Below are 23297 nucleotides of genomic sequence, written 5' to 3' on the forward strand. Positions count from 1 at the left end.
TGCCTTCAGCGCACGACGATGGCCGCAATCATCGCCACGTCCGCGGCTCGGCCGACCCGGATAGTGACGCTTCGGCTTCGATCTCGATGCCCCCGACATTCGACTTGGCCTTGCGTCGCGCTGTCTTGCGCTCATGCCAACAGCCACGGCCGGCACCACGGCGTCTACCACCGCCGGTACAAACGGCGGATCGCCAGCCATCGGCGTCGGCTGCCGGCGTGCTTGCCGGCGCCAGGTGAACACGGGTCGGCCCGTGTCGCCGGGCAATCTCGGAAACGACCGCGCCTGGTACCAGCGTCTCCTCGACGATCCGCGCTTTGTCGTCCTTGGAGAGGCAACGACGGCGTCCCATCTCCGGTGTTCCACTTCCAGCCGGCGCGCCGTCACGTCCGACTTAGGTGTATGGTCAAGCACAGACACAAGCCGATCCCCTCAAAGAGATCGTGAAACTCGCCTATCCCATGTGCCGCGAGAGCTCGGCCATCCGGCGCGGCTCCAGAAAGCCCGGGAAGTAGGAGCCCTTTCGCAGCTTGGAAATGCGCAGTTCGACCGTGCCGGCGCGGGTCTCCCAGGTCCGGTCGCGGTAGCCGTTGCGCTGGGCCAGACGCTCGGGGTTCTTCTCGCCGTAGGCGGCCCCGGTCTGGCCTTCCACTTCCAGCTCCATCAGGCGCTGGGCAGCAAAGCCAATCATCTCGCGCAACAGATCGGCATCAGGGGTCTTCTCCACGAGCGTGCGGAGGTTCATCATCTCATCGGTCATCGGTTGTTCCTCGAATCAGGTTGGTGCCAGTAACCCGACCCCACCGGCTAATCGTCGGCGACCACTGCAACGCCACCAATGCGGACACGACCGTTGTAACGCGATCTGCATGACACCGCTATCGTCGCATTTGCTCGGCATAACGGCTAAGCGACACGTCGCGATCGCCTCTCTCGACGGTGCCAAGTGGCCAGCTTAGGCTTCCCGAGAAGGCTTCGCAAGAAGCATTCAGTGCTGCCTGATATATCCGTCACCCCAAGGGGGCCAATGGCGCGCAACCAGCTAGGCGAAAGGATCTTTGATCGAAGTCGATAAGTGCGCTCGGGACTTGCCTAACGACCGGCGTCGAAGAACCGCAACGTACAAACGACCTAACTGAACGCGAACTGACCTGCCCCTGAGTGTTTCCTCCAGATGGAGTTAGAGTCCGGCCTGAGCAAGGACAGACAGATGAAGCGAGCAAGGTTCACGGAAGAGCACATTATCGCAGTGTTGAAGGAATATGGGGCTGGGGCGGCGACAGCTAACCTGGCTCGCAAACACGGAGTCTCCGAAGCGACGATCTACAATTGGAAGGCCAAATTCGGCGGCATGGAAGCTTCCGAAGCCAAGCGGCTGAAGTCGCTCGAGGATGAGAACGCGAAGCTGAAGAAGCTTTTGGCCGAGCAGATGCTCGACGCGGCCGCCCTTCGCGAGCTTCTGTAAGAACGGCCCCACGGGCGATCGGCAATCGACCGCCGATTTTGCTGCAAAACCACGTCGGCGCAACCAGCCCGCCAACGTGACCAAGGCGCAAAACTCTAGTTCTGGGTGGTCCAAAGTTCGGTCTCGCCGCAAAACCACCGAGACTCTAACTGTCGCTGGATGAAAGTTCAGTGGCAGGTCACCAATAGGATGCCTGTTGCCAGTAACAAATCCTCGGATGTGCGAACCTCCTAAGCGCCAAGATTAGACAATCGGGCCAAATATCGGCTGAACGTCGATAACGGTCCGTTATTAAGACACGATCCTAGTTGCCAACTATAAGGATACTGAGTGCCAGTACCAGATTATGTTTAGATTCAGATCAATGGCCTAGGCACTTTTTCACCCACGAACACCTACACTTGCCTGCGTGAACCTGTTTAATGGCCGCTTGAGGCCAAGGTTCTCTCTTAATGTTTGTCCGGAGTAGTTGGACCTGAACTTGCCTCGTCGGCGCAATTCGGGAATGACGAGATCGACAAAGTCCTGGATTTCACCGGGAACGGTTGCCGGCAATACATTGAATCCGTCTGCCGCCTTCTGATCAAATGTATCTACCATGGCGCCGGCAACTTCGTCCGGAGTTCCAACAATCATTAGATGGCCGCGGCTGTCTCCTACTAAGCGGATCAATTGCCTCCAGGTGAACTTATGACGAGCGGCCAGATCGAGCAGCACCTTTTGACGACTCTGGAACAAATTCGTGTGAGGCAAAGTTTCTGGGACCAACGAGTCAAGATTCATTGAACGCACGTCGGTAACAAGCCCCAGCCAACGATTGGCCATCCCAATTAGAACGTCCATGGACGTATAAGATTGTAGCTTTTCAAGCTTATCGGAAGCTTCTTGCTTCGTCCTCCCAACAATTGGGATGATGCCCGGCATGACTACTACCTGATTGTCCTCTCGCCCTAGTGCACGCACCTTCTCTTTGAGATTTGCATAGCGTCGTTTACCATTCTCTAAAGAGGGTTCGGCCGTGAACACGACCTCGCTGAATTCCGCAGCGAACTGTACACCGGCATCAGAGGCGCCAGCCTGGACCAACACGGGATACCCCTGCGGCGGTCTCGCTATATTCAGCGGACCTCGGACTGATAAGTAATTCCCTCGGTGGTTAATCAAATGCAGCTTCGCGGTATCGGCGTAAATTCCACTTTTCTTGTCCCGAACGAAGGCATCGTCTTCCCAGGTGTCCCAAAGACCCTTGACAACATGCACGAATTCTCGCGCTCGAGCATAGCGCGTGTCATGATCTGGAAGTTCCTTTTCGCCAAAATTTGGGGCTTCAAACTTAAATCCGGAGGTGACAATGTTCCAAGCTGCTCGCCCGCGCGAGAGGTGATCAAGTGAAGCGAGCATGCGTGCAAGGTGGTAGGGCTGATTGTACGTCGTCGTCGCTGTCGCGACGAGCCCGATTTTTTGTGTTCTCGATGAAAGCGCCGATAAGAGCGTTATTGGCTCAAACCCATCGTTTCGGCTCACACGAGCTATATTTGCAGGCTCTTGTTCCGCTACGCTTGGGCTATCCGCGAGAAATACGAAGTGAAATGCAGCACGTTCGGCCAGTGCTGCTAGTTGAGCATAGTGGCCGACGTCAACTCCGCCATTCACTGGTACGCTCGGATCGCGCCATGCACCTTCGTGATATCCCGCCTGAACGAGGAATAGTCCCAGTTTCATTTCATCATGGCGCTGCATGTTCTATTGTACCCCCTTGCTATTGGATCACCCTCGCGCACCGCGTGCCAAATGAGGCAAGTCCGACTTGAGGCATCGCTCTGACCTAAGCGTTGCAATTTCATCAAATCTCGCCGCACCGATTCTACCTCTTTTCCAACTAACTCTCTGCCACCACCACTCGCTGCCGGGCCTCGCTTTGGCCGCGATGGACGCTGGCTAGTGCGACAATCAGGAAGCCAGACGTGCATTGAGCCCTTCGATCGGAGCCTGTCGGAAATCATCGCGCCCCCTCTCTCTGAACCTGAATTCGATGTGGCCACCTCGGGCCGAGACCGGTGCCGATCCAACGAGCACGAACGACGTTCGCTAGCCAGACTGCGCGCATTTTTTGAAATCCAATAATCCGGCACCGTCGTGGAACAGACACTCGATTCACTATGCGACCATGCCACCTCGGTGAGTTGATGAAGTGAACGCTTCGTCGCGACTTGGCAAACGAGATCTGCGACGTCGGATGCCCAGAGTGTTTTAGCGCCGACGCGCTTGGCAGACGCGCCGGAGAGACTATTATGCGCGAAGAGGCGGCTACTGGAGCAGCTTTGGGTGGGCACGATTTCTGCATAGCACGAGCCAGCCCATTGACCAGGATTATCGGCGACGACACGGTGTGGCGTGGGCGCATATCCTAAACTCCTGCAGGCACGTTGATGAGTTCGTCCGTTTGACTCTCATGGTGGCATGCTTCGACAGTCAAAACAAATACTTGAATTGCTAGTTGACTCAGCGCGATTTTTTGAGGCGATAAAGGAACGTGTTCAGTCGAACACTGGAGCGTTTTCCGCTTGACGTGAATTGAAATAGTTCGGGAATCTCTCCGGGCGTGCAACTTAGATTCGGTCGAACCGAGAGAAACGCCGAGACAGGCGACGCCCACCCCTCCTGGCCCGTTTCCTCATAGTCGCATCATCGGTATGAAGGAGCTCGGTCGCCATCACGTTGTTCCTTCACCAGCGACGCTTAGACCGCCCCAACGGAATCTGCGTGGTCGACAACGCGATCAGTAGCATTCCGGAGCGTAGCACTGGGCTTGGCAGTTTATCGGCTATCGAGGCGTTGCGCGGGGATCTCACCCTGCCGCTCCCAGAACCGTATGTGAGCCTATCGGCTCATACGGCTCCGAGCATTCAACCTCGTATGCAGAAGCTGCCAATGGACAAATAGATCCGGCGCAAAATGGATCACCTGTGAACAGTCAGTCCCTAGTCGGGAGTTGCCGCAGGGCGCTTGAACTTGCGTCCTAACCCACCGGAGGAGGAAGCTTTGATCCGGCGTAACTCGAAATAAAGCGTCGATTTGTCGCGCGCCATATAAAAACTGGCCCCCTCGGCATCGCGAGGAATTGCCCCCTCCTTTAGCCGAGGAGAGAGCGAATGAAGCAGGAACGAATCACTAGAGGCTCGTCGTGGAGTGATCCACGGGGGCAGGTGATGAAGACGCCGGATGACGTGGCGGAGATGTTGCGCCTGAGGGCGTGCGGATGGGGGCTGAAGCGCATTGCGCGCCAGCTGGGCTGCAGCCATCACACGGTGAAGGATTATATTGCGGCGGGCGGGGTGAAGCCGTTCAAGTCGCCCGAGCGGCTGAAGCGGCTCGACGGCCTTGAGGGTTGGCTGCGCGAGAGGTTCATTCGCCATCGCGGCAATGCGGACGTGGTGCGCCAGGACCTGTTGGCCGAGAAAGGCGTGACAGTCAGCCGGCGAACGCTGCAACGCGCGGTACAGCCCTATCGCCAGGCGCTGAAGGCAGAAGCGCTCGCGACGACGCGGTTCGAGACACCCCCGGGGCGACAGCTGCACATCGACTTCGGCGAGCGCCTGGCCGAGATCGGCGGGGTGAAGATCAAAGCATTCGTGTTCGTGGCGACGCTCGGGCATTCGCGGCGGCTGCATGTGCGTGCGTTCCGGGCCGAGAAGCAGGAGCACTGGTTCGCCTGGCTCGAGAGTGCATTTACGACCTTCGGCGGCGTGCCGGAGGAAGTGCTGATGGACAATCCACGCGCGCTCGTGGTGCGCCACACGCGGTGAGCCGGTCGGTTCAGTTTAACGACAAGCTCATCGCGTTCGCGAAGCATTGGGGCTTCCGTGCTCGCACCTGCGCGCCGTATCGGGCGCGCACGAAGGGCAAGATGGAGAATGGCGTCAGCTACGTGAAGAAGAACGTAACCGGTATGAGCTCCCACGTCCGCGATGATTAGCGGTCGCGTGCGTAGCGGATGGGCATCCAGTGCTGGCGCAGCGCCTCGACGACGGTTGGGATATCGAGGTAGGCGTTACGGAGGAAATCCTCGGTTTTGCGACCGTTTCGTGGCGGTCCGAGCAGCGGACGGGCCTGATCGTCGCGACAATGCAGCAGGATGGGCAGCAGCAGGCCGTGATTGACGTTGTTGACGTCGAGCAACGGCGCCCACGCCGACAGTCTGAGCCGCATCGCGGCATAGAAACCCTGGCACCAGGGATGCGCATCGATGTTGCCGCTGGGGTCGCGCCGGTGCATCGGCTCGAACCGATCGGGGGCAGTCGAGAGGGTGTTGCTGATGTCGTTGTGGCGCAGCGCGACGGCGGAGATCGCGGCGAACTCCGGCGTGCCGCCATGGTTGAAAGCGTCGGCATCGATCGCGAGCAGCGGGCAGATCCAATCGAGCGGGCTCATCGACACCGGTCCGGCCACGATCGCGGCGGTATAGCCGTCGAGCATGGGAATGCTGGTGGCGGCAGGATGGCGATCGACGCGATCCTGGAGCCATCGCTCGAGCTCCGCAAGCGACATCGCGGCTGACGCCATCGACGATCCTGCCTTATGGCGACGTGGGCTCATGCCGCTGCCTGCGGTGTGTGCCGGCGCGCCGCCTTCCAGTTCCAGGCGAGCAGCTCGTGCAGCTGATGACTCTTGGTTCGCCCGGACACGATGCGCTCCAGCACATCGGTCAGGTAGGCCTGCGGGTCGAGCTCATGGAGTTTTGCCGTGTTCACGAGCGACGCCAGGATTGCCCAGCTCTCGGCGCCGCCTTCGCTGCCGCTGAACAATGAGTTGCGTCTTCCCGTCGCAATCGGGCGCATGGAACGCTCGACTGTGTTGCTGTCAACTTCGACACGGCCGTCGCGGAGAAACAGCGTCAACCCGTCCCAGTGATTGAGTGCGTAGTTGATGGCCTCCGCCAGCTTCGATTGGGAGAAGAGCTGGCCGACCATTGCGGTCAGGCGCGTCCTGAGCGCCTCCATCAATGGAGCGGACCTGGTGCCGCGGGTGGCCAGCCGCTGCTCGGCACTGCTGCCACGGATCTCTGCTTCGATGGCATAGACCGCCTGCAGGCGCTCGATCACTTCGCGCGCGAACGGCGACTGGGTCGTCTTATACACCTCGACGAATTTGCGGCGGGCGTGGGCGAGACAAAAGGCGAGTTGGATCGCGCCGCCATGATCGCGGGCGAGCGCTTTGTAGGCGGCATAACCGTCGACCTGCAGAATGCCGGAAAAGCCCATCAACTGTCTGGCGATCTCCGCCGTGCCGCGGCCGTCGGCGAACACGTAGGCCACCGCCGGCGGCGAGGGACCGCCCCATGGCCGGTCATCCATGGCATGCGCCCAGAACTGGCAGATGCGCGGGCGATGTCGTCCGGGATCGAGCACCGGCATCGGCGTCTCGTCGCAGAACAGGCGCGGCGCGGCCTGGATCGTGCGCAGCTGAAGCGCATAGAGGCTCCTGAGCCACCAGGCCGCACGCTTCACCCAGCCGGCAAGCGTCGCCCGGTCGAGATGGACACCCTGGCCGGCCAGAATTTGCACCTGTCGGTACAGCGGCAGATACCAGGCGAACTTCGAGACTACCACGTGGCTCACGAGTGCGGTCGAAGCCATGCCGCTCTCGATCAGGCGCGGCAGCACCTTCGCCTGGATCACACCATCGGTGCAGCGGCGGCAGCCGTACTTGGGACGGACCGTCCGCAGCACCCGCAGGATCGCCGGGATGATGTCCAGCACCTCGCTGACGTCCTCGCCGATCTTGTGAAGCTGGCCCTGGCAACACGGGCATGCGGTCGCCTCCGGCTCCAGCACATGCTCGCAGCGCGGCAGGTGCTTTGGAAGCGCGCCGATGTTGCGGCGCGCCTTCTTCCGCAGTGGCTTGCCGGGCGGCTTTGCCGCAGCTGCATCGTCGTTGGCAGCTGCAGGCGGCGTGACGTCGGTCTCAAGATCGCCAAGCTCAAGCGCGAGCTGCTCGGCCACGAGCGCGGCAAGCCGCTCCGAGCGCTTCCCGAAGATCATGTCCTTGAACGTTTGCATTGCTACGCGCAGCGTCTCGTTCTCAGCGTCAAGCGCGAGCACCATCTCGGTCAGAGCTGCCGGATCGGTCGGGAGAGTGTCGGGGCGAATCGCCATGACCAGACGATACATCCGTGCGACCCATGCTCCAGTGAAATCCTCACTTCTCAGCCGACAATGGCCGGCTGCTTCACAGGCTTGGGCGACACACGCGTCCACTTGAGCCCGTCGAGTAGCATCGCAAGCTGCGTCGCACTGAGATGCACAACGCCGTCGCGGATCGGCGGCCAGGTGAAACGCCCCTGGTGCAACCACTTCGTTACCAACACCATGCCGCTGCCGTCCCACGCCAGAAGCTTCACTCTGTCCATGCGCTTGCTGCGGAACACGAAGACGTCGCCGCAATATGGGTTCGCGCGCAGTGCTTCGCTCACCAGCGCCGACAGCGTATGCACCGACTTACGAAAGTCGACCGGCTGGGCCGCCAGCACCACCTTGAGGTCTGACCGTAGAGCAATCACCGGATCCCTCGAAGCGCCGATAGCACCACCGAAAGCGTCGCCAGTTCCACCCCCGGCTCGACCCGGATGCGCGCCCCGTTCACCTCGATCTCGACCACTCCACAGACCTTGGCCGGCGGCGTGGCAATCTCCACGGGCTTCGTCTGTACCGGCGAAATACACTCGGACTTGCCAACCCTCCCGCCATCGCTCTCGGCGCCAATTTGGATAGGCACGAAGTTCTGGGCTTTGCCGGCCAGCGCCGCCGCTACCTGGCGTCGCCACACCGTGAGCAGTCCGCGAGAAACGCCATTGCGCCGCGCCACCTCGGAGATGTTCGCCCCCTCCTCAAAGCTCTCTGCCGCGATCCGGGCCTTCTCCTCGCTCGTCCACCGTCGCCGCCGGCGCTCCCCAGTGATCACCTCAACGCGGCGATAAGAGTCACCTTCCTGCCTGGCATCAAGCATGGCATTTGCCATCGCGCCACCTCCACCGATCAGCTCTTGCCAGCCTATATCGCAGACAAGCTTCGTCACTGCGAGGTGAGGCCCTCATGCCGGTTACAGAAGAACGCGATCGCGGGGCATTCCCTCGCGAGCTGGGTGGCAGTCGAGGCGCATCTCGCCGAGTGGGAGCGCGAGGTGGCGAACGTGCGTATCGCAGCGGAAGCGGCGGGCGATTACCAGGAGTTGGACGATCCGCCCCGAGAGCGGCAGATCGGTCACGCGTCGCCGATACCGGCTATGGACACGTCGAGAAACCGTTCCGCACGATGGACACAGACAACACTTCCCGACGCCCGGACCGCAATCACGGCCTTATCACCTTCGAAGTACGCACTCTCTACAACAAACCCACTCGGCACCAGATTGGAGCGCTGGAGTGCTGCATGGCGCTGATTCTCCCCAATCAAAGCGTCAGACATCCCCCAAACTGTATCAAAAGTGAGTCAGAGCCAAATTTGAACGCCGATTGACAGGCATAACGCTCGAACGGGACGCTGCGGATGATTTCTTCGCATCCACGTGTCAAAACGCATAGTGGAGAAAGAGATTCGCCACGAGCACGAAGGGATGCCGCCAGCATCGCTGGCGAGCAACCCCAACGGCATCGAGCGCCGAATTTCCGGGTCGATATCCGAATGAGTCTGGATGAAAGTGTCTCTCCAAATCCGGGCTCCAGATATCCTTTGACGACCGCTGAGCAACGCGGTCCTACACCGTAGGAATTCCTAGCGGCCTCTTCCCGCCGTCGCGCTTGTCGATCTGCACACGCTTGACCGGCGGTGGAAAGTAGCTGTCCGAAGACATTCGATTCCAGAGCTTGTACAGATTGCTCTGCAAGACCGGCCGCGCCCCGATTTGCTTTAACCCATTTGTACGTCTCCCAATCCCAGGGCTTGGAGATGTCATACGGCTTTGCTTGACCCAAAAGAGTCCTCCGTTTCCGGTTGTTCTTCCAATCAAGCGGGACAGTGCCATGCCTTCGCTCCGCCACCATTACAGTTCTTCGTCACTACTACACACGGCTCCGTCCCTGCATCGCACATTGGTACTCAGACTCTTGTGGGGCTTCCACTTGAACCATTCCCTTGGCATCGCGATACAGGTTTCCACGTTCCGCACAGAAGCCTGAGTTCAGGTAACGCTACCTCGCCTGCCGGACGCCGCCTGAGCCGTAAACAGGCATCGCTCAAACTGATCCCAAGATAACGACTGCCCCCTAGGTTTTGACTCTTCCCTACGCTTTCGATAGTTCATCGGTGGTTCGCTTGCGCTCGTCTCTTCGATCCTTACCTGAAAGAGTCTTGCTCTGCCTTTTCCGGCCTCGACCACCTCGACCATGGGCCGAAGCCCCAGCCGGTAGTTTGAACCCTGATCCTGCAACCCGAGTTCGAGGGGCTGCCTCCATCTTCTGTGCAGCAAGGCTGCTCAAAGGTGCTCTACAGCACCTCCTTCGCCGTCGTGGCGCACTGTCATCGGCGTAACGCACGACAATCATGTCGCCGCTCGCCCGCCGCTTTTGCCATGCGTCGAGCCAAAGATCGTAGACATAGTGGAGGTAGATATTCGCAAGCCGCGGTGAGATCACCGCCCCCTGCGGCGTTCCCGCCTTCACCTCGATCTTTTGGCCGTCTTCCAACGCGCCCGCCTTCAACCATTTCTGGAAAAGGCAGCGATCCTCTTGTCGCCAACTCGGTGCTCAACGAAGCGGATAGACGACGCGAAACTGCCCGACACTTGCATTATCGCGACGGGTCATGTTGCTTTCTGCCGACTGGAAGGCATCAGCGCTCCGGATGGGAAGTCTTTCGTCGTTCAATGGCTGGCCTACGCGCACCCCTGTCAACGCTTCGCTCATGGCCTCACGGCCACGCACGCATGGCTCGGGGGCGATGTGGCTTGCTACTCCTTCATCGTAAGGGACCTTCACCTCTGTCTTCACCGGTCTCCCGGCGCACCCAGTCAATGCTCTAATCAAGTAGGCAAGCTAGGCCGGGGTGATTGTCACCACGCCAGTGGCCGACGACGGCCAGAGATAGCGGCCGCGCTCCAGCCGCTTGGATAGAGCGACATGCCCAGCCCATCATACCAAAGGATCTTGATGAGCTTGCCGTTCTTGCCATGGAACACGTAGAGGTCGCCGCCGTGCGGGTCGCGCCTAAAGGCTTCCTGCACCGGCAAGGCCAGCGAGCTCATGCCGCGGCGCATATCGGTGTGGCCGCACCCGTACGGCGGGCGGAATGTGGATCACCTCGGCCGTCCATCTGCCAGTGCCGCGACTGCGGCCTTCAGCGTCGCCGCGTCGACCGAACCCGTGATCCGCATCCGAGCCCCGGCCGCAAACTCGATCTCGATCGCGCCGCCGCCGGCCGGCTGGACCAGGCGTCGGCCCCGTTTCCGCGACCACCATCGCCGGTACGAAGCCCGTTTGCTGGGCGGCATCCTTCGGCTCGGGGCAAAACGACCGTCGCCATCGGAGCAGCAATGAGCGCGAAACGCCATATCGCCGCGCCGTCGCCGCAACCTGGCGCGGCGCCTGCAAGTTCTCCAGGACGATCTTGATCTTCTCATCCTCCGACCAGCGCCGCCGGCCTGCGTCCCCTACTTCGAGCCGTTCGACTTTGGCACTGCGCCTATCACTGTCCACAAGGACAGTTCTCAACAACACGCCTCCACTCGGCAAGGCGGCCTTCACCGCACGGATACTGACATTCCGGACTCGTTGAGGCCATGCGCCAGTACTGGATGCCGACCCGTTATGACCTGCCACTGAACTTTCATCCAGCGGCAGTTAGAGTCTCGGTGGTTTGTACGCCAAGTGGCGCGGGTGGAGCAACGGACGATCGGCGGAGCTGGTCGGGGTTGCGCAGCCGAGCGTCCGTTGCGGTGAGAGTGGCGGCGTAGGCCGCGGGCGTGAGGTATTGCAGCGAGGAATGAGGTCGCTCGCCATTGTAGTCGGCGACCCATGCCGCGAGTTTGGTCCTGGTGTCGTTGAGATCGAAGAACAGCGTCTCATTGAGGAGCTCGTCGCGCATCCGGCGGTTAAAGCTCTCGACGAAGCCGTTCTGCATCGGTTTGCCCGGTGCGATGAAGTGCCAGTCGATGCCGGTTTCCTTGCACCAGGCGAGCATGGCGTTGCAGGTGAGCTCGGTGCCGTTGTCGGAGACGATCAGGCCGGGTTTGCCGCGGCGGGCGACAATCGTCGTCAGTTCCCGCGCCACACGCCGGCCCGAGATCGATGTGTCAGGAATGGCGCCCAGACATTCCTTGGTGACATCGTCGACGATGTTGAGGATGCGGAAGCGTCGTCCATTGGCGAACTGGTCGTGGACGAAGTCCAGCGACCAGCGCGCATTCGGCTTTGCTTCCACCAGGATCGGTGCCCGGCACCCCATGGCCTTGCGGCGAGCCCGACGCTTGCGGACCGTCAGCCCTTCTTCCCGATAGATCCGGTGAATGCGGTTGATCCCTGATGGCTCGCCCTCTCGTCGCAGCAGGACGAACAGTCGACGGTAGCCGAACCGTCGGCGCTCGTGAGCAAGGTCGCGCAGCCGGGCACGAAGCTCCGTATCCGCAGCGCGGCGAGATCGGTAACGGACCATCCTCCGATCCGCGTCGACGATCGTGCAGGCCCGTCGCTCCGACAGGCCCATCATGGCCTTCAGGTGCGCCACAGCGGCGCGCTTGGCGGCGTGCCCTACCATTTTTTTGACAGAAGCTCGCGCAGTGCCGCCGCATCGAGCATTTGCTCGGCCAGCAGCTTCTTCAGCTTCGCGTTCTCCTCCTCCAGCGACTTCAGCCGCTTGGCTTCGGAAGCTTCCATGCCGCCGAATTTGGCCTTCCAATTGTAGATCGTCGCCTCCGAGACTCCGTGTTTGCGAGCCAGGTCAGCTGTCGTCGCTCCGCCTTCAACACTGCGATAATCTGCTCTTCCGTAAGCGTGGCGTTGAGGCCCTTGAGAATTTTTGTACTCAGTCCTGAGAGGACCGCTAGAAGAGTCATCTTCTGCAAGGGTGCTCACAATGGACGACCATTCGGACGACATAAGACGACCGTTGTCACCGCGTATCGAAGTGTACGCAGGCGCAGGTCGAAAGCGCTGGCCGGACGATTTGAAGGCACAGATTGCCGCGGAAAGCCTTGAGCCGGGGGCGATTGTCACAGATGTCGCGCGTCGCCATGGGTGCCGGCCCCAACAGGTGCACGACTGGCGGCGCCGGGCGCGTTTGGGCCAGTTGGTGCTGCCGGCTTCGGCGGACACGCTGTCGTTCGTGCCGGTGGTATCGGAATCGGCGCTACCGGCGGCCGCAGAGCCCACCGGGTCGCCGGAAGCAGCCGTTGTGACGGTTGAACTCCAGGGGGCACGCGTGGAGGTGCGAGGGACGCCTGGCCTTGCTGTGTTGAGTGATGTGTTCTTGGCGCTTCGACGGACACGTTCATGCTGACGCCGCCCGCGAGCCTCATGATTTACGTGGCGACGCAACCTGTGGACTTCAGAAAAGGTGCGGAGGGCTTGGCGCTGTTGGCGAAGGAGACGCTGGGCCATGACCCGATGAAGGGCGTGGCGGTGGTGTTCCGTGCGAAGCGCGCCGATCGGGTGAAGATTGTCGTCTGGGATGGCAGCGGCCTTGTGATGTATTGGAAGCGGCTCGATGGCAGCGGCTTCAAATGGCCTCCTATCGTGGCCGGCGTGATGCGGATGAATGCCGCCCAGCTGTCCGCGCTTCTGGCCGGCATGGATTGGACGCGGATGCACGCGCCTCGAATCCCGCAGCCGAAAGCACTTGCGTAGGACATAAAATCTTCGCTGCATCGGGGCGCGAAGCATGGCAGACTTGGGCCAATGAGTGATTTGCCTGATGAGCTGCCGAGCGATCCAGCCGAGCTGCGTGTCTTTGCCGCGGCTCTGCTGGATCGCTGCGCCAGGCTCGAGCGGTTGCTCAAGCTTGCGAAGGATGCGCAGTTCGGTCGATCGTCGGAAAAGCTGGACGCTGATCAGCTACAGCTTGTTCTGGAGGACATCGAAGAGGCCGTCGCGGCTCTCGCAGCAGCTGAGGATCGCGCCAATCCCAGAGCCCGCGAGAAGAGAACTGCCAAGCGCAGAGCCAACCGTGGTCAGCTTCCGGAGCATTTGCCACGCATTGTCGAAACGCTGATGCCGGCTGCAACCTGCTGCCCGTGCTGCAAAGGCGATCTCGTTGAGATTGGTCACGATGAGAGCCAGAGGCTCGACGTCGTTCCGGTGCAATACAGGGTGATCGTCACCCGCCGGCCCAAGCTTGCCTGCCGCGCCTGTCATGGCGTCGTCCTCCAGCACGCTGCGCCCGAGCGATTGATCAAGGGGGGACTGCCCACCGAGCGTCTCGTCGCGCATGTAATTGACGCCAAGTATCATTGGCATTTGCCGCTCTATCGTCAGGCGCAGATGCTGGCGACCCACGGTATCGCCATCGACCGTTCCACGCTCGCCTTTTGGGTCGGCTACGCCGCCCAGGAATTGAAGCCCTTGTGGCATCGTCTGCGCCAGCTTCTGCTCGCCTCTTCGAAGCTCTGTGTCGATGAGACCCCGGCGCCGGTGCTGGATCCAGGGCGCGGCAGGACCAAAACCGGCTACTTCTGGGCGCTGTCACGCGATGACAGGCCCTGGGCCGGACCTGATCCACCTGGCGTGGTTTACGCCTATGCACCGGGCCGTGGGGCCGTTCATGGCTTGAGGCTGCTCGAGGGCTATCGCGGCATCATCCACTGCGACGGCTATCAGGCTTACAAGACCATGACCCGAGAGACGCGTGCGGACGCCCTGTCCGGGACGCTTGCCTTCTGCTGGTCGCATCTGCGGCGCCAGTTTGTGAAGATCGAGCGGGAGGCTGCGCCGGCGCCAGCTCCGGTTGCCCGCGAGGCCCTTGAGCGCATCGCCCTGCTTTACGCGGTCGAGAAGGCACTCCGCGGCCGATCTGCGGACGAGCGCCGCGCGGGGCGACAAGCGCATGCCCGGCCTCTGGCTACAGCCTTGAAGCAGTGGTTTGAGGCCAAGCTTGCTCACCTTGCGCAGAAGAGCGACACGGCGAAGGCCCTGCGTTACGCGCTGCGTCATTGGGACGGCCTAACGTTCTACCTTGATGACGGGCGCATCGAGATGGACACCAATGCGGTCGAGCGAGCGATGCGGCCAATCAAGCTCAATGCCAAGAACTCCCTTTTTGCCGGTTGCGACGAAGGTGCCGAGAATTGGGCATTGCTGGCTTCGCTCATTGAGACCTGTAAGCTCAATGGCGTCAGTGCCGAGCACTGGCTCGCTGACGTTCTCGCCAAGCTCGTCAATGGTTGGCCTGCGGCGCGACTGGACGAACTGCTTCCCTGGGCGTCGACCTATACGATGCATACACACGATCCGAGGCTGGCGGCATGAGCCTGAACACGACCGCGGTCCGGATCAAGGTAACCCTCAAGGATGTGAAGCCGGAGGTGATGCGTCGCCTTGTCGTACCCGTCACCCTGCGCCTTGATCGGCTGCATCTGACGCTTCAGGCGGCGTTTGGCTGGACGAACAGCCATCTCTTCGAGTTCCTGGCCGGCGAAGGACGTTGGGGTATACCTGATCCCGATGGAGATTTTGGCCCTCAGCCCATCGATGCCCGCAAGACGCGGCTCTCTAATATCGTTCAGGAGACCGGCGCGAAGACGATCCATTATCTCTACGACTTCGGCGACAGCTGGGATCACGTGATCAAGCTTGAAAAGTGGTTCGACAACACGACAACGGAGGGACTTCCGTTCTTGCTCGAGGCCGCCGGCCGTTGTCCTCCGGAAGATGTCGGCGGTGCGCCAGGCTATGCTGAATACCTCGACGCCATCAGCGACCCCACCCATCCGGAGCACGAACATATGCGCCTCTGGGGCCCGGAGCAGTTCGATCCCAACGTCGTCGACCGGAAGGCGCTTGAGGCCGCTGTCAATGCGTTGTCCGACATATGGAAGCCGCGCCGGCGCACCACGCGCTCAAAATAGACGTCAAGCGCCAATCAAATGGGCCTCAGAGCTACGCTTACGCTCTTCCGTGAACCTTGCTCGCTTCATCTATCCGTCCTTGCTCAGGCCGGACTCTAACTCCATCTGGAGGAAATACTCAGGGGCAGGTCAGTTACGCTCGCGCGCGCTGATCACGGAGACGTGGGAGCTCATACCGGTTAACTTTGAGATTCACGCCGCGTTTTTAGGCTTTTTTTTTGAGGTTTGCGTGCCATCGGTCGGTGCAATATGTCCAACCGTCCTGACTGCACGCACGCGGCTATCTTTCCGACCGCTCAAGCTCTCGGACCCGCAAGGTTCATAGCTATGGCAACGCTGTGGCGCTGCCGTGCAGAACTTCTCGGCTGAACGGCCTCAGCTTTATCATGGATTCAGAGGCCTTCTCTAGGAGCGCCCGGAAACTCATGTCCATGGGTGCAAGCTCACGATTTTCGAAACCACGCATTCGGAGCACAAGTAACGTTGGTCCCGAACGCGTCCGTATAATAAGTATCGACTAAAAAGCCAGCTTGCTCGATCATTTGCAAGCCATCGAAAGCCTCCTTGTTTAACAGTGAAACGATATCTTCAATCACATAGTAATCCCCCGATACAAGAACGCCGCTTAGGTAAGAAAATATCGAAAATACTTGTACGTGCGCGTCGTCGATCACAAGCCAAGGATGAGGTAATCTCATCAGCAGGCTTTTATCAAAGGCCTCTGCATCCGAAAGGTCAATCTGATGAAAGGTGAGAAGTGGATGCTTTGCATTTGCATGGATGCGTGTCGTGTGCAAGTCAAAGGAGTGAACTTCACCAGGTTTCTCGCAAAGCATCGACATCTGATCAGCAAACCACAGTCCGCTGCCGCCCTGAAAGGAACCGAGTTCTAGAATTGTCCTCGGCTGAATTTCCCAAATTAGCCTCGTATACAGAGACAGATCAAAAGGGTTCTTAATATTTACTAACCCTTTGTACGTTTGTGCCAAGGCTCCCCTGACCGTCGCAGAGTGCTGAAAACTCCATGGATCAATGGAGCATCTCCATGCTCGTGCGGTTGGCTTTGCAAAGCGGTCAGAATAGTCAGCATTCACGACACTGCTCATGGCGTCAAACATCCCTCTTTGATCGAGAAGTCCGGCCACCCCGGTTTGACCGGGATAATTTTTCTGGGCAACCTCCCAAAGAGCTTTGTATCCGTAAGCGAGTTTCATAGAGTCTACCTCCGTTTTACGCCTCGCGTTGTGTCACAATAGTACGTAGCGATGATCAGTTCCACCGCGATGGTAGGGCTGGGTGATCTAGTTTGTAGAACTGTCCGCTCGCGCCAACGCACTGCCTCGCATCCAAACTTTCCGCTGAGCGCCGCTCCACGGCGAACTTCGCGGCAACCGACACGGCATAAGCAGAGGATTGACCAGAATCGATCGGGCAAGTCTCATCTGTGACTTCCTGAGATGTGACTGCTCCAGTTTAACCCAGGCGGTCTTTGCTCCTCATCCCAGCAATCGGCGTGCCACTTGGCGAGTGCAGTGTTCGCTTACCTAGCGAGGGCGAAATACGAAGATTTGCCAGCATCCCTGCTGGAACGGCCACAACGCTTGGTCGGTTCGCGACATCTGCGTCATCAATGTACGATAAAGAACACGGGCAAGATGATCCAATGCCAGTTATGAACCGAATAGGACTTTTCGCTCTATTGTCACTAAGCGCACCGAATCGTTCGCTACTTTCGCCTTGAGCGATGCCAGTTAATCAAAAGGTTGGCGTTCGGCGCTCGCTTTCTCCCGAACCGTGGGAGAGCAGGTTCAACGGCCTGAAAAGCAAGTTCATGAGTTCGGTAGCCTGTCCAGAGGAAGGCTGCTAGATGATACTTCTACCTCTTGGTCGGCTATGCCGCTCAGGCTTCCGGCTCAGTTGCCTTGCGCGCCATATCGCGCCGGGACTAAGAGCAAGATGCTGACGCGAATCTAATGATTCGAACTTATGACCCGGGACACTAGCTAGCACGTAGCCCGATCTCGACATACAGCGCGCGCGGCTTATGCCGAGATGGCGCGATACGGCTTATTGAGCTCCGTGACAAGCAGGGCGATGGCTGCGCGGCGCTCAAGTCATTACGGGCCGTTTGCTATGCCTTTGCCGAACGAAGGAATGCAGGGTGGGCTCGACTACAACGTCGAGATCGGAAGTCGTACTACTCGGGTCGATTACCGCACGCCGCGCCGGCTCGACACGGTGCTGTCGAACAATTAGCCACTAGCCGAGATAGCCTAACACCGCGGAGGCTTGCTGATCAGCGGCCGTGCGGAACCACCAAGTCGTGGTTAGTCCAGCGTGCTAGCGCATAGGCTTGGTGGGGGACACAATTTACCACGCGCGCGTGTGGCGCTTGTTCGCTGATTTGCTCACGGCGACAACTGGTACCATCGACTGTTCCGGGTAAATGTCAATCTGGTTCTATTGGACGATCGTGATACCTGGCCGCCTCTCTGCGGCCAGCAGCGCGATTTCATTGAGTTCGTCGAGGATCGCCATGACCGCGACTCCGTCCTCATCACCAGCACAACCCGCCGTAACAACTTGGCGCAAGGTTATTGGCGAGCGCACTGTCGGTGACTGGTCTTCGATCGCATCTCCGCAACGCTTATCGGATCCGAGCTCGGCAGCCCGCCTGTGCGCAAGCGTCAGCCGAGAGGCGCTCGCAGCGGGGACCATCCGGTCGAATATGGACGGCCTCCGCCGCGCTTGACATCTTGACATCGAGCTAAAACGTTTCGATCAGAAATGCACCTAACGGTATCATAGCACCTATCGCGATGATCCGAACGGACGGTTGCAATCCGTCGTAGCGGATGGTTACGAGTGTCGGAACGCGCACAGGTGCGGCCTCGGATGCCAACCTCCTAGCGATCGGCCGCAGGGGTCGTTATCGTGCGGGCTTGAACCGTTCTGTCGGAGACTCTGTGGTCATCGTGCCACGCTGGTGTAGGTCGGCAACCTCGTTCGTCCAAGCTCAGAGACCTCAGGCTTCCCAGTTAGGGAGAGCCAGCCTGCGACGGTCTTTCGAGGCACAGCGATGGAGCATTCGATGGCGGAACTGGCATCCCTGATCCTAAAGCAACGAGGAGCGAGCTGAGCTGAAGGCGTTGGCCGGCCGTCGCAAGACGGCCCAAGCCCTGGCGTTGAGCGCCCGGATCATTTTGGCCTGTGCAGAAGGCAGCCAGAACAAGGAGGTGGCGGCGAAGCTCGGTGTGATCGAGACCACGGTCGGCAAGTGGCGTCGGCGCTTTGTGCAGGATCGCGTGGAAGGCCTGCGCGACGAGCCAAGGCCCGGAGCACCGCGGACGATCGATGACGCGCGCATCGAAGCTACCATCGTACGGACCCTGGAAAGCCTCCCGAAGGATGCGACCCACTGGAGCTCGCGCGGCATGGCGAAGGAAGCGGCCTGTCGGTCTCAAGCGTGCAGCGCATCTGGCTTAGGCGGGGATGTTGCCATCCCCGCCCCTCACAGACCCGGACGAGCGGATTACCCGCATCCGGTTCTTCACGCGTAAGCTTCGCTCACGAGACGGCATATTGGTGGACGATCTTGGCTGTCGGCAGCGGATGTCGCGCGAGCATGGCCCGGAAGCGTGACCACGGCAGATTGCTGCCGCGCGAGCCATTTTCTTCCATATCCGCGTGAGCTGGTGGTGATACCATCTGATCCGTCGGCCGTTGCCGGAGATGCCGTAGTAGGCGCAGTGCCCCCGGATAACCCGCGACAAGTGCGCGTGCTGTTCCCGGAACGGGCGATGCAGGTTGAGCCGACACCATTCCGTTACGGAAGCCAGCGCGCGGGCATAACGGTCTTTTGCCGTTATTTGTCGGACGACATTCTTACCCTTCCTCGATTGACCCCATACATGGGTGAAGCCAAGGAAGTTGAATGTGGTCCGCGCCGTCGCGGGATGACGCCCACCGGGGCGTTTAAACCGGAAGTCTACGAAGCGGGTCTTGATCGGATGGAGTTGAAGCCCGTACCGACTGAGCCGCTTACCCAGCACATTCAGCAATCGCTTGCCGGACAGACGGTCCTCGAAGGCGATCACCGCGTCATCAGTGCGTGTTTCGGCAATTTCCGGACAGCAATTTCGCTAATTCGCGGACAGCGATTTCAGTAATTCCGGGACAGGGATTCCGCTAAATCGCGGACAGTTGCGGGAGGTTGGTTTTCGGGAGCGCCGTTCAGGCAATGTTCTCTCTCAAGCTGAGTTTGAGAGGGGCAATGCCGAGACGGAAGCAAGCGAAACGAACCACTGTGAAGGACCTACGATCGATCCTGAGGCTGACGTACGAGCAGGACCTGTCGGTTCGGGAGATCTCGGAACGGCTGCAGATCAGCAAGAGTTCGGTTGCCACCTACCTGCTGCGAGCGCGTGAAGCGGGTTTGAGCTGGCCGCTGCCGCCGATTTACGAGAGCGAGGCGGCCTTGCAGCGAGCCTTGTTCCGGCGGGTCGGGCGCCCCCCGCAGGACTTGAGCGAGCCAGAGTGGCCACGGGTGGCGCAGGAGCTCAAGCGCAAGGGCGTGACGCTGACGCTGCTGTGGCAGGAATACCGGACGGCGCATCCCGACGGCTATGGTTACACGTGGTTCTGCGAGAAGTTCGACGCCTATCGGCGCCGGGCGAACCCGACCTTCCGTCATCGCCACGCGGCGGGTGCAGTGATGCAGACCGACTATGCCGGTCCGACGGTGGAGGTGATCGATCCGCAAACCGGCGAGATCCGTCAGGCGCAGATATTTGTCGCGGTGCTCGGGGCCTCGTCGCTGACCTTCGCTATGGGGAGCTTCGGTCAGCGACTACCAGATTGGATCGAAGGCCAGACCCGAGCCTTGTCGTACTTCGGCGGAGTTCCCAAGGCGATCGTCTGCGACAATCTGAAGGCCGGGGTCGTCAAGGCGTTGTGGTTCGAGCCGACGCTCAACCAAACCTTTGCCGCCATGGCCGAGCACTACGACACGACGATTTTGCCGACCCGCAGCCGCAAGCCGCGCGACAAGGGCAAGGTTGAAGGCGCGGTGCTGATTGTTGAGCGCTGGATTCTGGCACGGCTGCGCCATCGGCGGTTCTTCAACCTGACCGATCTCAATACTGCGATCGGCGGTCTGCTGGAGGAGCTGAACCATCGGCCGATGCGCCATATCGGCAAATCCCGCCGGCAGCTGTTCGAGGAGATCGAGCGCGCTGCGTTGACGCCGCTGCCGGGCGAGCCGTTCGAATACGCCGAGTGGAAAACGGCGAAGGTCCACCCCGATTATCGCGTCGAAGTCGACAAGACCTTTTACTCGGTGCCGCACCGGCTGATCGGCCGTCGGGTGGACATCCGGCTCACCTATCGAGCCGTCGAGATCTTCCAGGATCACACGCGTGTTGCCAGCCATGTGCGCCGCTCTCAGCGCAGCGGCCATGTCACCGTGAACGAGCACATGCCCAAGGCCCATCAGCGTTATGCCAATATGACGCCGGCGAGCTTGATCAAGATGGCAGCGCGGATCGGCGTCAACACCGCCACTCTGGTCGAGCGGATGATGCGTGAGCGCCCGCATCCCGAGCAGGGTTATCGCTCCGCCATGGGGATCATCGCCCTGGCACGGCGCTACGAGCGCGATCGGCTCGAAGCGGCCTGCGAGCGGGCACTCGTCATCAACGCGATCAGCTACTCCTCGGTGAGCGCGATCCTCAAATCCGGGCTCGACCGCGCGAGCCCTGCTGCCGCACCCGTCAAAGCCACCCCCTCGCACGCCAACATCCGTGGTGGGGGCTATTATCAATGAAGGAAAGGAACATCGCGATGCTGACCCACCCGACCCTCGAGCAGATGCAGGCGCTCGGCCTTGCCGGAATGGCGGCCGCTTACCGGCAACTAGCCGAACAGGACAATGCCGCCGATCTCAGCCGGGATGAGTGGCTCGGCCTGATGCTCGATCGCGAAGCCGCCATGCGTGCCGACCGGCGCCTGACCAATCGGCTGGCCGCAGCCAAGCTGCGCTTCGTCGACGCCTGTATCGAAGACGTCGACTTCGCTTCCCGCCGCGGCCTTGACCGGCGCAACACCCTGCAGCTGGCGCAAGGCGCCTGGCTGAAAGCCCATGAGAACTTCATCATCACCGGCCTGACGGGGACTGGCAAAACCTGGTTGGCATGTGCCTTCGGACGCCAGGCGGCCAGGCTCGATCATTCCGTCCTTTATTTGCGTATGCCGCGCTTGTTCGAAGACCTCGCCATGGCCCGTCTCGATGGTCGCTTCCCGCGCCTCATCGATAAGCTTGCACGTGTCCAGTTGCTCATCCTCGACGATTGGGGCACCCACACCCTCAATGACCAGCAGCGCCTTGATCTCCTCGAAATCTTCGAAGAGCGCTACAGGCGCAAATCGACCTTGATTACCGCTCAGCTGCCCGTTGCCCAATGGCACGACATGATCGGCGAGCCAACCATCGCAGATGTTATCCTCGACCGGATCATCCACAACTCCCACCGTATCGCCCTCGAAGGCGACAGCATGCGAAGGAAAAAAGCCGCGCGCCCCTTGACCGACGTCGAAAACAGCGAAACGAATATCAACTGACTTCAACAACCAGGCAACCAAAAGCCAGCGCCGCCACGCTGTCCGCGATTTAGCGAAACTGCTGTCCGTCAGTTAGCGAAACCGCTGTCCCGTTTTTGCGAAATACGCAGTCATCAGCGTATCGGACCAGTTGGCATCTCCCTTGAGCCGCGGTCGCGCCACCTGCTCGAACCATTCATCCAGCACATAATGCAGGTAGATGTTTGCTAGCAGTGGCGAGATCACGCCGCCTTGGGGCGTTCCACTAGTCGTGCGGCGCAGGACGCCCTTTTCGAGCACCCCCGCCTTCAGCCATTTATCAATCATCCTCCGGACGATGCCGTCCGCGACTCGCTGATCGAGGAATCGGCGCAGGTGCGTGTGGTCGATGGTGTCGAAGTATTTCGAGATATCGACGTCCACCACCCAACGCAGCCCTTGCTCCATGAACCCATTGCGCAGAGCGTGTAGGGCATCATGGGCCGATCGTCCCGGTCGGAAGCCATACGAGCACGACAAGAAGTCGGTCTCGTAGATCGGCTCCAGCAGCAGGAGAATCGCCCGCTGTGCCACCTTGTCTTCCAATGTCGGGATGCCGAGTGGCCGTTCGGTCCCATCCGCCTTCGGGATGTAGTGCCGTCGCACCGGCGGCGCGATGTAACGTCCGGATTTGATGCGCGCCAGGAGATCACAAAGATTCGCCTCCAGGTTCGCTTCATAGTCCGTCGCCATCATGCCGTCGATACCGGGCGCGCCATCCTTGCGCGTCAGGCGATAGGCCTCGAGCATCCATTCACGGTCGATCAGGTGATGCAGCGAGGTCAGCACCCGCTTGGGATTCTTCCTCGCCAGATCGGCTATCCATTGTCGTTTCGTGGACAGGTTCGTGGGACTCAGCGTTCCCTCCCGTGTTTCTCGTCAATGGGTCTTAACGCGTGGCGGCTCCCTTCCCTCGAGCGGGTCCCGGTGAGCCCAGTTCCCCGCCTTCCTCGGTACTACGAAGCCGCTACGACTTCCCGCCGCGCGCGTCCGTCGGCTTATGTCTTCACCTCGGGATTCCACATGCCTTGGTGTTTTCGTGTTCGCGTGCGCGCTCCCGATGCTCGCCAAGTCGGTCATCAGGCCTGGAGCGTTGCTATGGCCGGTGCTCCGTGCCGGCTTTCCCATGTGGGCACAAACGGGACCT

20 protein-coding genes and 6 pseudogenes are annotated in these 23297 nt (G+C 60.3%); 10 read left to right on the top strand and 16 right to left on the bottom strand.

Features of this window, described 5'->3' with window-relative positions:
• Positions 1-28: 28 nt before the first annotated feature.
• Together J2R78_RS45160 and J2R78_RS06840 are read right to left on the bottom strand one after the other, a co-directional pair.
• Positions 29-352 (bottom strand): transposase, encoded by a 324-nt coding sequence (locus tag J2R78_RS45160; protein WP_375166990.1) that lies wholly within the window; start codon positions 350-352, stop codon positions 29-31.
• A 123-nt stretch (positions 353-475) separates the two neighbouring features.
• Positions 476-760 (bottom strand): annotated as a pseudogene (locus J2R78_RS06840) (transposase); the annotation flags it as partial.
• A gap of 450 nt (positions 761-1210) precedes the next feature.
• On the opposite strand from J2R78_RS06840, the pseudogene J2R78_RS06845 reads away from it, so the two are divergent.
• Positions 1211-1462 (top strand): annotated as a pseudogene (locus tag J2R78_RS06845) (transposase); the annotation flags it as partial.
• A gap of 384 nt (positions 1463-1846) precedes the next feature.
• Here J2R78_RS06845 and J2R78_RS06850 read toward each other — a convergent pair.
• Positions 1847-3205 (bottom strand): LLM class flavin-dependent oxidoreductase, encoded by a 1359-nt coding sequence (locus tag J2R78_RS06850; protein WP_253603550.1) that lies wholly within the window; start codon positions 3203-3205, stop codon positions 1847-1849.
• 1412 nt (positions 3206-4617) lie between these two features.
• Here J2R78_RS06850 and J2R78_RS06855 point away from each other — a divergent pair.
• Positions 4618-5271, top strand: a complete 654-nt coding sequence (locus J2R78_RS06855; protein WP_253603551.1) for a helix-turn-helix domain-containing protein — start codon at positions 4618-4620, stop codon at positions 5269-5271.
• A gap of 166 nt (positions 5272-5437) precedes the next feature.
• Here J2R78_RS06855 and J2R78_RS06860 read toward each other — a convergent pair whose 3' ends face one another.
• From J2R78_RS06860 to J2R78_RS06905, 11 genes and pseudogenes are all read right to left on the bottom strand, one after another.
• Positions 5438-6028, bottom strand: a complete 591-nt coding sequence (locus tag J2R78_RS06860; RefSeq protein WP_076825176.1) for a UPF0149 family protein — start codon at positions 6026-6028, stop codon at positions 5438-5440.
• A 29-nt stretch (positions 6029-6057) separates the two neighbouring features.
• The gene (locus J2R78_RS06865) at positions 6058-7620 is read right to left on the bottom strand and encodes an IS66 family transposase (RefSeq protein WP_253603552.1); all 1563 of its coding nucleotides are present in this window, start codon (positions 7618-7620) and stop codon (positions 6058-6060) included.
• Between the two features lie 50 nt (positions 7621-7670).
• Positions 7671-8024, bottom strand: coding sequence for an IS66 family insertion sequence element accessory protein TnpB (gene tnpB / locus J2R78_RS06870; protein ID WP_253603553.1), 354 nt, complete (start codon positions 8022-8024; stop codon positions 7671-7673).
• Positions 8021-8482: a transposase gene (locus J2R78_RS06875; protein ID WP_141343522.1), complete on the bottom strand. Its 462-nt coding sequence runs from the start codon at positions 8480-8482 to the stop codon at positions 8021-8023. Before J2R78_RS06875 ends, tnpB (J2R78_RS06870) begins: the two co-directional genes overlap by 4 nt.
• Before the next feature lie 81 nt (positions 8483-8563).
• Positions 8564-8785: a transposase family protein gene (locus tag J2R78_RS06880; protein ID WP_253609761.1), complete on the bottom strand. Its 222-nt coding sequence runs from the start codon at positions 8783-8785 to the stop codon at positions 8564-8566.
• Between the two features lie 279 nt (positions 8786-9064).
• Positions 9065-9434, bottom strand: a pseudogene (locus J2R78_RS45165) (group II intron reverse transcriptase/maturase); the annotation flags it as partial.
• Positions 9435-9743: 309 nt separating this feature from the next.
• Entirely contained in the window at positions 9744-10121 is a 378-nt protein-coding gene (locus J2R78_RS45170) for a hypothetical protein (RefSeq protein ID WP_375167106.1), read from the bottom strand.
• Positions 10122-10510: 389 nt separating this feature from the next.
• Positions 10511-10717: pseudogene (gene tnpB, locus J2R78_RS06890) on the bottom strand (IS66 family insertion sequence element accessory protein TnpB); the annotation flags it as partial.
• Between the two features lie 36 nt (positions 10718-10753).
• The gene (locus tag J2R78_RS06895; protein WP_253610075.1) at positions 10754-10948 is read right to left on the bottom strand and encodes a hypothetical protein; all 195 of its coding nucleotides are present in this window, start codon (positions 10946-10948) and stop codon (positions 10754-10756) included.
• A 73-nt stretch (positions 10949-11021) separates the two neighbouring features.
• A pseudogene (locus J2R78_RS44955) lies at positions 11022-11276 on the bottom strand (hypothetical protein); the annotation flags it as partial.
• A gap of 7 nt (positions 11277-11283) precedes the next feature.
• Positions 11284-12416: pseudogene (locus J2R78_RS06905) on the bottom strand (IS3 family transposase); the annotation flags it as partial.
• Between the two features lie 112 nt (positions 12417-12528).
• Between J2R78_RS06905 and J2R78_RS06910 the strand changes: the two are divergent.
• Genes J2R78_RS06910 through J2R78_RS06925 form a run of 4 tightly spaced genes read left to right on the top strand, consistent with a single transcriptional unit; the run spans position 12529 to position 15514 of the window.
• Positions 12529-12951, top strand: coding sequence for a transposase (locus tag J2R78_RS06910; protein WP_247280258.1), 423 nt, complete (start codon positions 12529-12531; stop codon positions 12949-12951).
• The gene (gene tnpB, locus J2R78_RS06915) at positions 12945-13298 is read left to right on the top strand and encodes an IS66 family insertion sequence element accessory protein TnpB (RefSeq protein ID WP_011931031.1); all 354 of its coding nucleotides are present in this window, start codon (positions 12945-12947) and stop codon (positions 13296-13298) included. The genes J2R78_RS06910 and tnpB (J2R78_RS06915) overlap by 7 nt, the downstream gene beginning before the upstream one ends.
• 51 nt (positions 13299-13349) lie before the next feature.
• The gene (locus tag J2R78_RS06920; RefSeq protein ID WP_253589676.1) at positions 13350-14915 is read left to right on the top strand and encodes an IS66 family transposase; all 1566 of its coding nucleotides are present in this window, start codon (positions 13350-13352) and stop codon (positions 14913-14915) included.
• Complete coding sequence (locus tag J2R78_RS06925; RefSeq protein ID WP_253589677.1) at positions 14912-15514, top strand: plasmid pRiA4b ORF-3 family protein; 603 nt, start codon at positions 14912-14914, stop codon at positions 15512-15514. The genes J2R78_RS06920 and J2R78_RS06925 overlap by 4 nt, the downstream gene beginning before the upstream one ends.
• A 443-nt stretch (positions 15515-15957) precedes the next feature.
• Here J2R78_RS06925 and J2R78_RS06930 read toward each other — a convergent pair whose 3' ends face one another.
• Positions 15958-16728, bottom strand: coding sequence for a CmcI family methyltransferase (locus J2R78_RS06930; RefSeq protein WP_253603556.1), 771 nt, complete (start codon positions 16726-16728; stop codon positions 15958-15960).
• A 1935-nt stretch (positions 16729-18663) separates the two neighbouring features.
• On the opposite strand from J2R78_RS06930, the gene J2R78_RS06935 reads away from it, so the two are divergent.
• The 4 genes from J2R78_RS06935 to istB all read left to right on the top strand — a co-directional run bounded on the left by J2R78_RS06935 (position 18664) and on the right by istB (position 22132).
• On the top strand, positions 18664-19074 hold the full coding sequence (locus J2R78_RS06935; RefSeq protein ID WP_253603557.1) for a helix-turn-helix domain-containing protein: 411 nt from the start codon (positions 18664-18666) through the stop codon (positions 19072-19074).
• Between the two features lie 213 nt (positions 19075-19287).
• Complete coding sequence (locus J2R78_RS06940) at positions 19288-19683, top strand: hypothetical protein (RefSeq protein WP_253603559.1); 396 nt, start codon at positions 19288-19290, stop codon at positions 19681-19683.
• A gap of 104 nt (positions 19684-19787) precedes the next feature.
• The gene (istA, locus tag J2R78_RS06945) at positions 19788-21338 is read left to right on the top strand and encodes an IS21 family transposase (protein ID WP_253603560.1); all 1551 of its coding nucleotides are present in this window, start codon (positions 19788-19790) and stop codon (positions 21336-21338) included.
• A 17-nt stretch (positions 21339-21355) separates the two neighbouring features.
• Positions 21356-22132: an IS21-like element helper ATPase IstB gene (istB, locus tag J2R78_RS06950; RefSeq protein ID WP_253609762.1), complete on the top strand. Its 777-nt coding sequence runs from the start codon at positions 21356-21358 to the stop codon at positions 22130-22132.
• A gap of 72 nt (positions 22133-22204) precedes the next feature.
• On the opposite strand, the gene J2R78_RS06955 is transcribed toward istB, so the two are convergent.
• Complete coding sequence (locus tag J2R78_RS06955; protein WP_253603562.1) at positions 22205-22939, bottom strand: reverse transcriptase domain-containing protein; 735 nt, start codon at positions 22937-22939, stop codon at positions 22205-22207.
• Positions 22940-23297 lie beyond the last annotated feature (358 nt).

Origin of the sequence: Bradyrhizobium sp. USDA 4538 (assembly GCF_024171045.1) — a bacterium.
Taxonomy (GTDB): domain Bacteria; phylum Pseudomonadota; class Alphaproteobacteria; order Rhizobiales; family Xanthobacteraceae; genus Bradyrhizobium; species Bradyrhizobium australafricanum.

Coding starts and splice junctions, on each gene's coding strand:
- J2R78_RS06860 (WP_076825176.1), bottom strand. CDS start 6,028: ATGGCGTCAGCCGCGATGTCGCTTGCGGAGCTCGAGCGATGGCTCCAG.
- istB (WP_253609762.1), top strand. CDS start 21,356: ATGCTGACCCACCCGACCCTCGAGCAGATGCAGGCGCTCGGCCTTGCC.
- J2R78_RS06865 (WP_253603552.1), bottom strand. CDS start 7,620: ATGGCGATTCGCCCCGACACTCTCCCGACCGATCCGGCAGCTCTGACC.
- J2R78_RS06875 (WP_141343522.1), bottom strand. CDS start 8,482: ATGGCAAATGCCATGCTTGATGCCAGGCAGGAAGGTGACTCTTATCGC.
- J2R78_RS06855 (WP_253603551.1), top strand. CDS start 4,618: ATGAAGCAGGAACGAATCACTAGAGGCTCGTCGTGGAGTGATCCACGG.
- J2R78_RS06910 (WP_247280258.1), top strand. CDS start 12,529: ATGGACGACCATTCGGACGACATAAGACGACCGTTGTCACCGCGTATC.
- J2R78_RS06920 (WP_253589676.1), top strand. CDS start 13,350: ATGAGTGATTTGCCTGATGAGCTGCCGAGCGATCCAGCCGAGCTGCGT.
- J2R78_RS06895 (WP_253610075.1), bottom strand. CDS start 10,948: ATGCCGCCCAGCAAACGGGCTTCGTACCGGCGATGGTGGTCGCGGAAA.
- J2R78_RS06850 (WP_253603550.1), bottom strand. CDS start 3,205: ATGCAGCGCCATGATGAAATGAAACTGGGACTATTCCTCGTTCAGGCG.
- J2R78_RS45160 (WP_375166990.1), bottom strand. CDS start 352: ATGGGACGCCGTCGTTGCCTCTCCAAGGACGACAAAGCGCGGATCGTC.
- tnpB (WP_011931031.1), top strand. CDS start 12,945: ATGCTGACGCCGCCCGCGAGCCTCATGATTTACGTGGCGACGCAACCT.
- J2R78_RS06930 (WP_253603556.1), bottom strand. CDS start 16,728: ATGAAACTCGCTTACGGATACAAAGCTCTTTGGGAGGTTGCCCAGAAA.
- J2R78_RS06925 (WP_253589677.1), top strand. CDS start 14,912: ATGAGCCTGAACACGACCGCGGTCCGGATCAAGGTAACCCTCAAGGAT.
- istA (WP_253603560.1), top strand. CDS start 19,788: ATGCCGAGACGGAAGCAAGCGAAACGAACCACTGTGAAGGACCTACGA.